This window comes from Waddlia chondrophila WSU 86-1044, from assembly GCF_000092785.1.
Lineage (GTDB): Bacteria > Chlamydiota > Chlamydiia > Chlamydiales > Waddliaceae > Waddlia > Waddlia chondrophila.
Genome location: NC_014225.1, coordinates 1,040,159 through 1,051,437 on the forward strand (window position 1 = coordinate 1,040,159; position 11,279 = coordinate 1,051,437).

General features: G+C 43.1%; 13 protein-coding genes. 11 read left to right on the top strand and 2 right to left on the bottom strand.

Features of this window, described 5'->3' with window-relative positions; translation table 11 throughout:
• The first annotated feature begins 192 nt into the window (after nucleotides 1–192).
• Nucleotides 193–699, top strand: a complete 507-nt coding sequence (locus WCW_RS04695) for a CesT family type III secretion system chaperone (protein ID WP_013182043.1) — start codon at nucleotides 193–195, stop codon at nucleotides 697–699.
• Nucleotides 700–740: 41 nt separating this feature from the next.
• Here WCW_RS04695 and WCW_RS04700 read toward each other — a convergent pair whose 3' ends face one another.
• Nucleotides 741–1,592 (bottom strand): AAA family ATPase, encoded by an 852-nt coding sequence (locus tag WCW_RS04700; RefSeq protein ID WP_013182044.1) that lies wholly within the window; start codon nucleotides 1,590–1,592, stop codon nucleotides 741–743.
• Nucleotides 1,593–1,667: 75 nt separating this feature from the next.
• Between WCW_RS04700 and ssb the strand changes: the two genes are divergently transcribed.
• The 3 genes from ssb to asd all read left to right on the top strand — a co-directional run bounded on the left by ssb (nucleotide 1,668) and on the right by asd (nucleotide 4,724).
• Complete coding sequence (gene ssb, locus WCW_RS04705) at nucleotides 1,668–2,087, top strand: single-stranded DNA-binding protein (RefSeq protein ID WP_013182045.1); 420 nt, start codon at nucleotides 1,668–1,670, stop codon at nucleotides 2,085–2,087.
• A 16-nt stretch (nucleotides 2,088–2,103) separates the two neighbouring features.
• The gene (locus WCW_RS04710) at nucleotides 2,104–3,570 is read left to right on the top strand and encodes a leucyl aminopeptidase (RefSeq protein WP_013182046.1); all 1,467 of its coding nucleotides are present in this window, start codon (nucleotides 2,104–2,106) and stop codon (nucleotides 3,568–3,570) included.
• Nucleotides 3,571–3,704: 134 nt separating this feature from the next.
• Nucleotides 3,705–4,724, top strand: coding sequence for an aspartate-semialdehyde dehydrogenase (asd, locus tag WCW_RS04715; protein WP_013182047.1), 1,020 nt, complete (start codon nucleotides 3,705–3,707; stop codon nucleotides 4,722–4,724).
• On the opposite strand, the gene WCW_RS04720 is transcribed toward asd, so the two are convergent.
• Entirely contained in the window at nucleotides 4,656–5,798 is a 1,143-nt protein-coding gene (locus WCW_RS04720) for a PP2C family serine/threonine-protein phosphatase (RefSeq protein ID WP_013182048.1), read from the bottom strand. The genes asd and WCW_RS04720 overlap by 69 nt on opposite strands.
• Nucleotides 5,799–5,893: 95 nt before the next feature.
• Here WCW_RS04720 and WCW_RS10260 point away from each other — a divergent pair, with 95 nt between their 5' ends.
• Genes WCW_RS10260 through WCW_RS04750 form a run of 7 tightly spaced genes read left to right on the top strand, consistent with a single transcriptional unit; the run spans nucleotide 5,894 to nucleotide 11,268 of the window.
• Nucleotides 5,894–6,043: a hypothetical protein gene (locus WCW_RS10260; protein ID WP_013182049.1), complete on the top strand. Its 150-nt coding sequence runs from the start codon at nucleotides 5,894–5,896 to the stop codon at nucleotides 6,041–6,043.
• Nucleotides 6,044–6,095: 52 nt separating this feature from the next.
• Nucleotides 6,096–7,151, top strand: a complete 1,056-nt coding sequence (locus WCW_RS04725; protein WP_013182050.1) for an N-acetylneuraminate synthase family protein — start codon at nucleotides 6,096–6,098, stop codon at nucleotides 7,149–7,151.
• The gene (locus WCW_RS04730; RefSeq protein WP_013182051.1) at nucleotides 7,123–8,103 is read left to right on the top strand and encodes an ATP-grasp domain-containing protein; all 981 of its coding nucleotides are present in this window, start codon (nucleotides 7,123–7,125) and stop codon (nucleotides 8,101–8,103) included. Before WCW_RS04725 ends, WCW_RS04730 begins: the two co-directional genes overlap by 29 nt.
• On the top strand, nucleotides 8,093–8,635 hold the full coding sequence (locus WCW_RS04735; protein WP_049767120.1) for a GNAT family N-acetyltransferase: 543 nt from the start codon (nucleotides 8,093–8,095) through the stop codon (nucleotides 8,633–8,635). Before WCW_RS04730 ends, WCW_RS04735 begins: the two co-directional genes overlap by 11 nt.
• Nucleotides 8,625–9,554, top strand: a complete 930-nt coding sequence (locus WCW_RS04740) for an NAD-dependent epimerase/dehydratase family protein (RefSeq protein WP_049767121.1) — start codon at nucleotides 8,625–8,627, stop codon at nucleotides 9,552–9,554. The genes WCW_RS04735 and WCW_RS04740 overlap by 11 nt, the downstream gene beginning before the upstream one ends.
• A complete protein-coding gene (holA, locus tag WCW_RS04745; protein ID WP_013182054.1) occupies nucleotides 9,551–10,564 on the top strand; it encodes a DNA polymerase III subunit delta in 1,014 nt (337 codons plus the stop codon). Before WCW_RS04740 ends, holA begins: the two co-directional genes overlap by 4 nt.
• The gene (locus WCW_RS04750) at nucleotides 10,561–11,268 is read left to right on the top strand and encodes an SAM-dependent methyltransferase (RefSeq protein ID WP_013182055.1); all 708 of its coding nucleotides are present in this window, start codon (nucleotides 10,561–10,563) and stop codon (nucleotides 11,266–11,268) included. Before holA ends, WCW_RS04750 begins: the two co-directional genes overlap by 4 nt.
• Nucleotides 11,269–11,279 lie beyond the last annotated feature (11 nt).

Sequence of the window (11,279 nt, forward strand, 5' to 3'; positions counted from 1 at the left end):
GAAAAATACTCTCCCTTTTGTACCGAATCAAATTCAAGGCGACTCTTTGCGAAAATTCGGTACAAAAGGGAGAGTATTTTTTTAGTGCTTGCAATTATGGAATTAAACTTGCTAATGTATAAGTAGATAAATAAGAAAATATAGGACACAGTGACTTAGGTTGCTGATATTATCCTTTTGGAGGTTACAATTATGTCTTTTGAAAACGCTAAACAGAATTTAGCAGAGTTTGGAAAGGAACTGGGACTGGAAGGACTCGAATTTGATGAAAACAACACGTGTATTTTAGGGATTGATGATGAATTTTCCCTTCATTTAACTTACGAGCCAAATTCCAAGCGTCTTTACCTTTATTCTCCTCTTTTGGATGGTCTTCCTCGCGATGATAAAACCCGTTTAAAGCTGTACGAAACCCTTTTGGAAGGTTCCATGCTGGGTGGACAAATGGCTGGCGGCGGTGTCGGTGTTGCTGTGAAGGAAGAACTTATCTTAATGCACTGCACAATTGATATGGAGCATGCAGTTTCTTCCGCACTCCGTGCATTTGCACCGCTTTATGTTGAGACTGTAGAAAAGTGGAGAAAAATCTGCACAGACGTTTCTGAAGGGCGCGAGGTGACTCCTGAAATGACGAAAGCCGTTCCAGGTTCCGGATCTCCTGGTCAACGTGGAGACGAACCGAAAGGGATCAAAATTTAAGCTCAAGTCATGCTGCCCGTCTTTGCGGGCAGCATCGTGATTTAAGAGTGTTGATCAATCCAAAGATTGAGCATTTCTTCTTGGCTAGAGGCGTTTTTCTCTGCTTCTTTCTTAAACATTTCCATTTGATCAGCCAATGGTGTCAGGGTGCCTTTCAAAGGCATTAGCCGTTTATCGATTTTTCCATAGCTCCAGCGTTGTTGAGCAAATGATTGCAATTTAACAAAGATCCCTAATAACTGTTCAAAGCATTCTATAGCTTGATGATTGTCTTGCATTTTTTCTTCGATATCGTGGAGAAGGTTCAGGGCTTTGCCGCACAAAAGTTTGATCCCTTGTACGTTCTGAGAAATCTCGTAATAGGGGCTTACACCTAAAAAAAATTGCAGCAGCCTGAAAGGGCCTGCTCGTTTTCTCTCCTCCACTATTTTGTTGATGAGCGTGTCGATGTCTCTTGTTAAGGTGGACAGTGCCTGTAGCTTATCTTTAAGATCCATGGACTGATGAAATTGATTGTCAAGGTTGCGATAGGAGCTTTCTTGGCCAGGGTGCTTTTTTAAAATGTTGCTCACAAGCTGATTCTGCAAATAGGTGATGATATCATCTGAGAAATCTTCGTACTCATCAAGTTTTTCATCAATTGTCTGCTTGCTTTGTTTAATAGTATCGAGGACTTCTTTTTTATTTCCCCTGTTCTTGATCTCTTCATAAGCCTTTTGCGCCTGTTGATATTGCGCATTTTTTTCATCTTCGATTTCAGCCCTTAAGAAGGCAATTTTTTCTTCTAGTTTCTCTCTTTTTTCGATCAGAATATCCCAGAGCTGATGCGCTTGTTTGGCAACTGCAAGCTCTGATTTCAAGCGTTTTATTTTTTCTTCTATAGATTCTTCCATGATTTTTCCTTGATCATCGATGTTGCTTCAGTATATAGTCAACGTATAGCACAAGCAAATGAAGAGGTAAAGTTCATGAATTATGTCCATATCATCGGGAGACTCGGAAAAGATCCAGAAGTTCGCTACACATCGGATAATAAGAAAGTAACAACTTTCACTCTTGCCTCTAATTACGTTAAAGGAGGGCAGGAGGAAACGATTTGGTGGAGAGTGACGGTATGGGGCGATCGTTGGGATAAAATGATCTCTTATCTCTCTAAAGGAAAGCCTGTTATGGTTGGAGGGGAGATGAGGAAGCCTGAGACTTACGTTGACAAAAGCGGTCAAACGCAGCTTGGTTCGATTGATCTACAGGCAGACTATATTAAATTCGTCCCGTTTGGATCTAAAGAGGAAAATCAGCAAAACTCTCAAAACAGCTACCAGCAATCCGCCGGTACAGAATCGGGATCCGGCTCATTTGTCACTGATGAAGAACCCCTTCCTTTTTAGCCGCCGGAGATAATCGATGAAATTTTCAACAGTTGCTTCTCTAGATAAGAGAACAAAAAGCGATCTTTTAGTCATTCCCTTTTACCAAAATAAAAATCCGGAGCCGGCGGCTAAAATCGCTGCGCTTGATTCTGAGATACAAGCAGCTTTGTCCAGCGGCGATTTCAGTGCGAAGGAAGCGGAGGTGTTGGTCACTTATCCTGCTTCAAGCACTGATAAGCGGATTGCTCTTCTTGGCTTGGGAAAAAAGGATCAGGTTTCCACAGAGACGTTCAGAAGGGCGTTTGGAGCTGTTATTAAGGCTGCCCTTTCCCGTAAAGCTTGCTTGTTGAATGTGATTTTACCTGATGAAATGTCGGACGATACGCTTCATGGAATTGCCGAAGGGCTCTTTTTGGCAAATTACGCCTATGATGAATTAAAGGAAAAAGGGGAAGAAAACGTCAAGCTTGTCGATCAATGTACATTGATCGGAGGAAAAGCTTCTGATTTAAAAAAGGTGAAAAAGATTGGACTCATTGCTGAAGGTGTATACCTGGCACGGAATTTAATCAATGGAAACGCCGATGAGATTAATCCTCAGAAGCTGGCAGACGTCGCAAAGGAGATCGCGAAGAAGCATGCTGCGATGAAAGCAACGGTGTTTGATAAAAAGAGGATTGAAAAAGAAAAGATGGGGCTTTTGTTAGCAGTTAACAGAGGCTCATCGGTCGATCCTGCGTTGATCATTCTGGAGTATGCAGGCAATCCTCGATCCAAAGATAAAACAGTGATCGTGGGCAAAGGGATCACCTATGATACAGGCGGCTTGAATTTAAAGCCGACAGGCTCGATGGAAACGATGAAAAGCGATATGAGTGGAGCCGCTGTCGTTTTAGGCATCATGCAAGCCGTTGCAAGTGTAGGACTGAAAAAAAATATCACGATGGTGATTCCATCGACAGAAAACAGCATTGGAGCCAAAAGCTATAAACCTGGCGATGTCTACACCTCTTATTCAGGCAAAACGGTTGAAATTGGCAATACAGACGCTGAAGGGCGCCTTGTGCTTGCCGATGCATTGGCATATGCTGTGGATAAATTGAAACCATCTCGGATGATTGACTTTGCGACTCTGACCGGTGCAATGGTGATTGCTTTGGGTGAAGTGACCACAGGCATGATGAGCAATGATGATTCTTTGGCTTCTGCGTTGACAGAAGCAGGGCTGACAACGTATGAAAGAGTTTGGCGGCTGCCATTGTACGAAGAGTATAAAAAGGCATTAAAGTCGGATTTCGCAGATATCAAAAACGTTGGTGGGCGGGCAGGTGGATCGATCACTGCAGCGATGTTCCTTAGAGAGTTTGTTAAAGATGTCCCTTGGGTCCATTTTGATATTGCAGGAACGGCCTTTCTTTCAAAGCAGGGTCCCTACCATCCTAAAAATGGCACGGGAATCGGAGTGCGTTTGATGATGGAGTTTTTAGAAAACCATCTATGAACTTATCCGCATATTCAAATTTGACATCTTTCCCTTCTTTTCGGCTCTGTTTTTCGATCGCTTCTTGCAAAGCGATCGAAAAAATCTCTCAAAAAGAAAAAAAATTGCACAAATAGCAATATACGGATAGGTTCATGAAGCGTAAAATCCCTGTTGCCATTTTGGGAGCAACCGGAAGCGTCGGCCAAAGTTTTGTTCGTTTGCTTAAGGATCATCCTTGGTTTTATATTGCAGAGCTTGTCGCTTCTAAGCGATCAGCAGGAAAAAAATTCGGCGACTTTGTGCCAAATACTCATTTGGAAGATCACTTTATTAAAGCAGTTTCCGATTCGTTGAGCTCTAAAATCGTTTTTTCTGCTTTGGATGCCCAGGTAGCAGGAGAAATAGAGAGCAGTCTGGCTCGCAAAGGGCATTGGGTGATTTCCAACTGCCGCAATCATCGCTATGATCCTGATGTTCCTTTGCTCATCCCTGAAGTGAATCCTGAGCAGCTGCATTGGATTAAACGGCAACAATTCGGTGGCGGGGTGATTGTGACAAATCCAAACTGTTCTGTGATCGGATTGGCTCTCACTTTAAAACCTTTGGTAGAGGCATTTGGTGTTGAGCAAGTGCATGTGGTCACGCTTCAAGCAGTATCGGGAGCAGGTTTCCGAGCGCGCACTATTTTGGATATTGATGACAATGTCATCCCTTATATTTCAGGAGAAGAAGAAAAAATAGAGAAAGAGTTGGACAAAATTCTTTGCATCAAAAGAGTGAGTGCACAGTGCAACAGAGTTTCAGTCTCCGATGGCCATACGCAATGCGTATCTGTGAAGCTATCGCAAACCGCTTCTCTTGAGGAGATCAAATCTGCCTGGACTGCCTTTCGCTCTCCCGTTCTTCCTTCATCTCCTTCAAAACCTATCCATTATTTCAACGAAGAGAGTTATCCCCAGCCAAAGCTTCACAGGATGTTAGAAAAAGGAATGGCAGTTTCTGTTGGACGTTTGAGAAAGTGTTCTTTATTTGATATTAAATACGCAACCCTTTCGCACAATACAATCAGAGGGGCTGCAGGCTGTGCGATCATGAATGCGGAATTACTGATTGATCACCACTATAATGGAGACATTGTCGGTGCTTCCTCGCTGATAGGCCAATGTCCGTAAATGTTCTGCTGCTTCCAATGAGTTTTTTCCTTTGATGCTGTCAACAGCTGTTTGTCCCTCGATTACATCCCAAAGTCCGTCGCAAGCGATAATTAATGTGTGGTCTTTGCTGTCTATCTCTATTTTTTTTACCGTAGGCCTGGCAGAGACGCTTGGATGCGGCAGATCTCCGATTGAACGCGCCATATCCAAAGAGGCATCGACTCTTCCGTAACTGACAATGCCGCCGCGCATATAAATTTCTTGATAATAGCGAGGGTGTGTTGGTTTGGCTGCTTCGGTCAACTGGATCGCTTTGCCATTTAAATTGATGACCGCTCCTGAATCGCCGACATTAGCGACCCAAAGCTCTTTTTGATTGATATACAAAGCAATCGCTGCTGTGGTTCCAGAAATATCTTTCCACCCCTCAACTTGAAAGGAGAGTTGTTTCCAGGATTCATCAATTGACACGCATGTTTCAATAAGCGTTTGATAGATATGCTCATCGTTTAGCTCTGCAAGTTGATTGAAGCGGTTTTTTAATTGTTTTGGCAGTTCTTCAGCTGTGTATTGAGCACAAGTTTTTCCTCCATGTCCATCAAAAACAGCAAATAGATCGATGGAGGCTGTTTCTAACGAAAAATATTCTGTAACAAATGCGTCTTCCATCTCTTCCCGTATCCCCTGTCCGGCTGCTATGGCAGCATCAAATGAAGAGGAATTCAGCTGGCGGGAAAAAGTTGCTCCCATAGGCAGCTCTTCACGCGAGTCATCCGCTAGAGAGCAGGGGATTTCTTTGAAAAGCTCTTGGCAAATCTGTTCTTCAGACCATTTTCGATGATCCTGCCAATGGCGGACAACTGTGAAATATTGTTGAATATAGTTATCGTGAGGGGCGATCGTATAGGCGGGATTTAGTTTCAAATAACAATCGATTGCCTTTTCCATTGCTGTTTTTGTACATGCATGTTCTTTCGAATTGTAAATCAGAGAAAATGCAGCTTTTACAAAGAATTCCATCGCCTTGTTGTAGTCTTTTTTATCGTAAAAGATCTTAGCGGATCGAAGTGCATTTTCTGGATCAACGTCCATTTTGGATACCTAAAAATGATGTATACCGAATCATATGCGATTACAAATTTTTTTGGCACGTTTCTTGGATGTTTAATAGAAAATTGGAGGTACCAATGGCAGAAAATAAAAAGACGATTAAGACTCAGCCTTCTAAGAAATCGATCACATCTAAGAAAAAATCAACATCTGACAAAACTGTAGAATCTGAGAGGCTTCTTACGGCAGAAGGGTGGAAAAGAAGACGTCGGAAGGAAATGAAGTAGGTTTTGCATAAATACCCTTTTAATGCCTATTATTTAAATAAATGGGGAATTTATGATGGACCTTCAGCTCACACACATTCAATTGCCGAATGGGCGCATTCTTGGAAGGGGGTATCCAACTTATATTATTGCAGAAATTGGCAGCAACCACGACGGGGATCTTGGAAGGGCGAAGATGCTCATTCAAAAAGCAAAACAAGCTGGTGCCGATGCCGCTAAATTTCAGTCATTTCAAGTTGAAAACTTGATCAATCAAACCTGCTTGACCAACCAGCACTGGGGTCCTGATCCAGCATGGGATGCTCTGGAAAAATTATCCATGCCTTATGAATGGCATGCAGCTTTAAAGGAAGAAGCGGACCACGTCGGCATTGACTTTATCGCAACGCCGTTTGATATCGAAAGACTTCATTGGCTGATCGACTTAGGTGTTCCGGCAATTAAAATTGCCTCAGGAGATTTGACATACCACGAGCTGCTAAAAGAAGCGGGAAAAAGCGGTCGTCCCTTGCTTCTGGCAACCGGGCATGCAACTCTTAGCGAAGTGGATAGAGGATTAAAAGTTCTTTGGGAAGTAGGCTGTAAAGACATTGTACTCATGCATTGCACCTCTGCCTATCCGACAAATGTGGAAGACTCCAACATCAGGGCAATGACATCGATGCAGCATAGCTTTCAAGCTCAAGTGGGATATTCCGATCATTCTCCGGGAATTACAGTTCCTATTGCTGCGGTTTCCTTGGGAGCAACAGTCATTGAAAAGCATTTCACCGATGATCCGGCCAGGCAAGGGCCTGATCATAGCTTTGCGATGGATTTTGACAATTTTTCACACATGGTCGATCAGATTCGGCAGCTGGAGAAAGCTTTAGCCGGAGGCTCTAAATTTCCGCAAGAGGTAGAAGAGATCGAAAGAGTGATGGCGCGACGGGCGATCTACGCAAACCGCCATATTTCTCAAGGAACGAAACTCTCTAGAGATCTTGTGAAAATTGTCAGGCACAACTATCCTGAAGGGATCTCTGCTGATGAATGGAACTTTGTTTGCGGAAGATCTGTTGTTAAGGATATAGAGCCAGGTGAACTCATTACTTGGAGAATGGTTTAACCTTACGGAGTACTCTTTTGTGCCAAATGTCTTCATTTCCAGCATTTCAAAAAAAATTCCTTTGATACAAGCGGCAAGAGATGCCTTGAACCGTTTTTCCCCCAATTCTTTAATCATTGGAGGAGACCTCGATCCTAAGTGTTTAGGGCAGTATTTTGTCGATCGATTCTGGCAGATGCCTTCTATCAAAGAACTGACAATCCATGAATTGATCGCTTACTGTCAAAAGGAGGATGTCCAATTCATCATTCCAACGCGCGATGGGGAGCTTTCTTTTTATGCTGAACATCAAATGACGCTGCAAAAGGAGGGAGTTGGGGTCATGATCTCGCCTGGTACAAGCGTTGCGTTGGCACTTGATAAGTACGCATTTTCTCAAAAAATTGAACGCTCGATTCCTACATTTCTTGACGCTTGCCAGTTGACATTTCCTTGCGTGGCGAAGGAACGGTATGGAGCAGGAAGCCGTGCGATAGGTCTTAGATTGCAATATGAGCAAGCAGTTGAACATGGAAGGCAACTGGAAAATGCTGTCTATCAACCTTATATTGAAGGGAGTGAGATCAGCGTTGATCTCTATGTAAGAAAAGATGGCGGCATCCATGGGATGGTCTGCAGGGAAAGGAACGTGATTGTCAACGGAGAATCTCAGGTAACAACGACGTTTCGAAATGAAAAAATTGAAGCATTATGCATCTCGGCTGCTAAGCAGATGAAATTGTATGGACATGTAATGTTCCAGCTCATTCGCGAGGCGATTTCAGGATCGGTTTTTTTACTTGAATGCAATCCAAGATTCGGCGGTGCTTCAACTGCGAGTGTGAAAGCTGGCTTGGATAGTTTTTTTTGGTTTTATTGCGAAGCAAAGCGAAGAGAGCTTCCGCGATGCATGCGATTGGAAAAAGAGATCAAAATGGTTCGGCATGCAGAGGATATGTTCATTGAACTTTGAAAACAATCAAGACTACTCGCTGCGTTTGTTGCTGCATCAGGATATGGAACCGATCAGGAGATGGAGAAACTCTCAGATAGACATTTTAAGGCAGAGTTCGCATCTCTCGCATCAGGAGCAAGAGGCCTATTGGAAAGAAGTTGTTGCACCTTCTTATCAAATGAACCATCCGGATCAGCTGTTAGTCGCTTTTCTTGAAGGAAGCCAGTTGATCGGGTATGGCGGCATTACCCACATTGACTGGGAAAGAAAGGAAGGGGAGGTGAGCTTTCTTTTGAATCCGGAAGAGATTGAAAGTTCGAAAAATTATCGGAAGAAATTCGGCATTTTTTTAGAACTGATTAAAACGGCAGCTTTTGATAAACTCAATTTGATCAGGCTATTTACAGAGACTTACGATATTAGGCCTGATCACATTTCCGAGCTGGAGGCTCGCGGCTTTCAGCTAAAAAAGCGGTTGACCGATGCCATTGAGGTTCGAGGCCGCAAAGTTGACGCTTTAATTCATGAGTATATTGCAGATGAAAGGTAAGATTTTAGTGACCGGTGGAGCGGGAGTGATTGGACGCCCTCTCGTGGGAAAGTTATTGCAAAATGGAGCAGAGCTGTCTGTCATCGATCTTGCAGAGCGCCCAAAGGAGTGGCCCAAAGAGGTGTGCTATCTCCAAACAGATATTAACCAATTAGACAAAGATCAGCTGCTCAAAATCAACCCCGATTATTGTTTTCATTTAGCAGCAAGTTTTGAAAGAAGCGAGGAATCTCCCGAATTTTTTCAGAAAAATTTTTACAACAATATCTTATTAAGTCATGCACTTTTATATCATTTGCAACGGTGTGATTGCTTGAAAAAGATTATTTTTGCTTCAAGTTATTTAGTTTACAATCCGGAGGACTATTTTTTTAAAACTCCTCCGAAAAAGCGTGTGAATTTATCTGAGGTTTCATCATTATCACCCAGAAATCTTTGTGGCAATGCTAAGCTGCTTCATGAAAACGAGCTGAATTTTATCAGCAGGCATTCTTCTTTTAAAGCTGTTAGTGCGCGCATTTTTAGGGTTTACGGTAAAGGCTCGCACGATATCATTTCTCGATGGACTCGCTTATTAATCGCAGGAAAGGCAATTAAAATTTACGGGAAAGAGTCGGTTTTTGATTATATTTATGCTGACGACGTTGCCGAAGGCTTAATCAGGCTTGCTGAATCGGAGATCGAAGGAGTTGTGAATCTGGGCACAGGAAAATCTCGTCGAGTCGCAGAAGTATTGGCTATTCTGAAGGAGCATTTCCCGGAAATGGATGTGGAAGACGAGGAGCATAGCTCTTTATATGAGGCCTCTCAAGCCTGTATGGAAGAGTTTGTTAAAGCTGTTAAGTGGCGTCCGACAACAACTTTGGAAAAAGGAATTCCAAAAATCATCGCTTATGAAAAAACGACTGGTTTGAAATGAAATTTGGAAATCGCAAAGCCTTTGATAAACATCTAAAAGAAGCCGGCCCTCACCACTTTGCTTCGGTTTATCTGCTGATTTCTGCTGATTATTTCGAACGGAAACAGTTGGTTACAAAGCTTTGCGGCGCTGTTTTGAATGGCAGCCCTTTGGATGAACATCATTTAAAGAAACTTGATGGAGCCGTTCATTCCGTCCATGAGCTTATGCGTGAACTTGGATCTTTTAACTTTTTTGCAAAAAAGCGTGTTGTCATCTATGAGAATGCAGGAGAGCTGAAAAAAGAGGATGCAGGTGTTTTGAAATCCTATTATGAGCATCCGAACCCCTCTGTTTTCTTAGTGCTTTCCTCAAGCAGTGTGAATCGAGGTTCAAGCTTTTACAAACAGACCGAAAAAGCAGGAGTCATTCTCGATATTGAACCGGAAAAGCCTTGGGAAAAGGAGGCTGCGTTAAGTGATTATGCAGCTGCCTGGTTTAAGAAAAATGGAAAAAAAACAGCTTCAGGAGTTAATCAGGCACTGGTAAAATCGGTCAATAACGACCAAGCGCAGCTTCTGCAAGAGATGGAAAAAATCCTCTGTTATCTTGGAGAAAACGAAGAGGTTTCCTTTGAAGACCTTAGGGTAATCGGTTCCGGTCAGACCTCCTATACAGTGTGGCAGCTTGGCGATGCGGTTTTTTCTCGAAAAGGCAAAGAAGCCTTGGAAATTTCCAATCAACTGCTAGGTGATGGGGAGTCTTTGATCGGCTTGCTCCGAGCTTTGCGCATGCAGTTCCAAACACGCCTTCTAGGAGCGACAGCCCAGCCTGAAGAGGTGCAAAGCCGCGTGCCCTATTTAAGAGGGCCTCTGCTTCACAAACAAATTCAACAAGCATTGCAATATGGTGCGGAATCTTGTCGTGAAGGGGTATTATTAATCGATGAAGCAGAACGGTTGGCGAAAAATAGCGGAATCGCTGACCGCTGCATTTTAGAAACCTTAATGATCAAATTGGCAGTCTTATGAAACCGGCTCTTTTACTTTTGCCGAATTTGCTTGGAAATCACAAGCATCACGAATTATTTCTCCCTCCAAGCGTTGATAAGGCAGTCGCTTCTATTCACGGCTTGATTGCTGAAAGCGTCAAAGAGGGGCGTCGATATCTCAGCAGGTTTCAATTGGAAAAACCGCCTCATGAAATTCCTTTGGCCTTATGCAATAAACACACGCGTAGCGATGAGATTGATTTTTTGCTGGAACCTTTGAAAAAAGGGGAGAGGTGGGGAATTGTTTCCGACTGTGGACTTCCTTGTCTGGCAGACCCTGGAGCTCGTCTGGTAAAAAGAGCTAGAGAACTTGGAATTGCCGTCAAAGCCTTTGTTGGCCCGTCATCGATTGTCCTGGCTCTTATGCTATCAGGCCTGTCTGGACAGAATTTCTCTTTTCATGGATATCTGGATAAGAATGACAAGCAAATGCGCAAGCAGATTCAGCAGTTGGAACGCATGCCGGCCACTCATATTGTCATGGAGAGACCCTATCAAAATCAAAAAACTCTTGAAGCTCTTATCGAAACATTGGATGAAAGCACACAGCTTTGCATCGCTTGGGAACTGACTAATCCTGACCAGGGAATATTGACCCAGCCTGTTAAGCTCTGGAGAAAATCTCCTTTGCCTAATCTCGAAAAACGAAACGCCCTTTTTCTTTTTCAAAGAAATTTTGACTAAATTTCATTCTT

Coding starts and splice junctions, on each gene's coding strand:
- WCW_RS04695 (WP_013182043.1), top strand. CDS start 193: ATGTCTTTTGAAAACGCTAAACAGAATTTAGCAGAGTTTGGAAAGGAA.
- WCW_RS04700 (WP_013182044.1), bottom strand. CDS start 1,592: ATGGAAGAATCTATAGAAGAAAAAATAAAACGCTTGAAATCAGAGCTT.
- ssb (WP_013182045.1), top strand. CDS start 1,668: ATGAATTATGTCCATATCATCGGGAGACTCGGAAAAGATCCAGAAGTT.
- WCW_RS04710 (WP_013182046.1), top strand. CDS start 2,104: ATGAAATTTTCAACAGTTGCTTCTCTAGATAAGAGAACAAAAAGCGAT.
- asd (WP_013182047.1), top strand. CDS start 3,705: ATGAAGCGTAAAATCCCTGTTGCCATTTTGGGAGCAACCGGAAGCGTC.
- WCW_RS04720 (WP_013182048.1), bottom strand. CDS start 5,798: ATGGACGTTGATCCAGAAAATGCACTTCGATCCGCTAAGATCTTTTAC.
- WCW_RS10260 (WP_013182049.1), top strand. CDS start 5,894: ATGGCAGAAAATAAAAAGACGATTAAGACTCAGCCTTCTAAGAAATCG.
- WCW_RS04725 (WP_013182050.1), top strand. CDS start 6,096: ATGATGGACCTTCAGCTCACACACATTCAATTGCCGAATGGGCGCATT.
- WCW_RS04740 (WP_049767121.1), top strand. CDS start 8,625: ATGAAAGGTAAGATTTTAGTGACCGGTGGAGCGGGAGTGATTGGACGC.
- holA (WP_013182054.1), top strand. CDS start 9,551: ATGAAATTTGGAAATCGCAAAGCCTTTGATAAACATCTAAAAGAAGCC.
- WCW_RS04750 (WP_013182055.1), top strand. CDS start 10,561: ATGAAACCGGCTCTTTTACTTTTGCCGAATTTGCTTGGAAATCACAAG.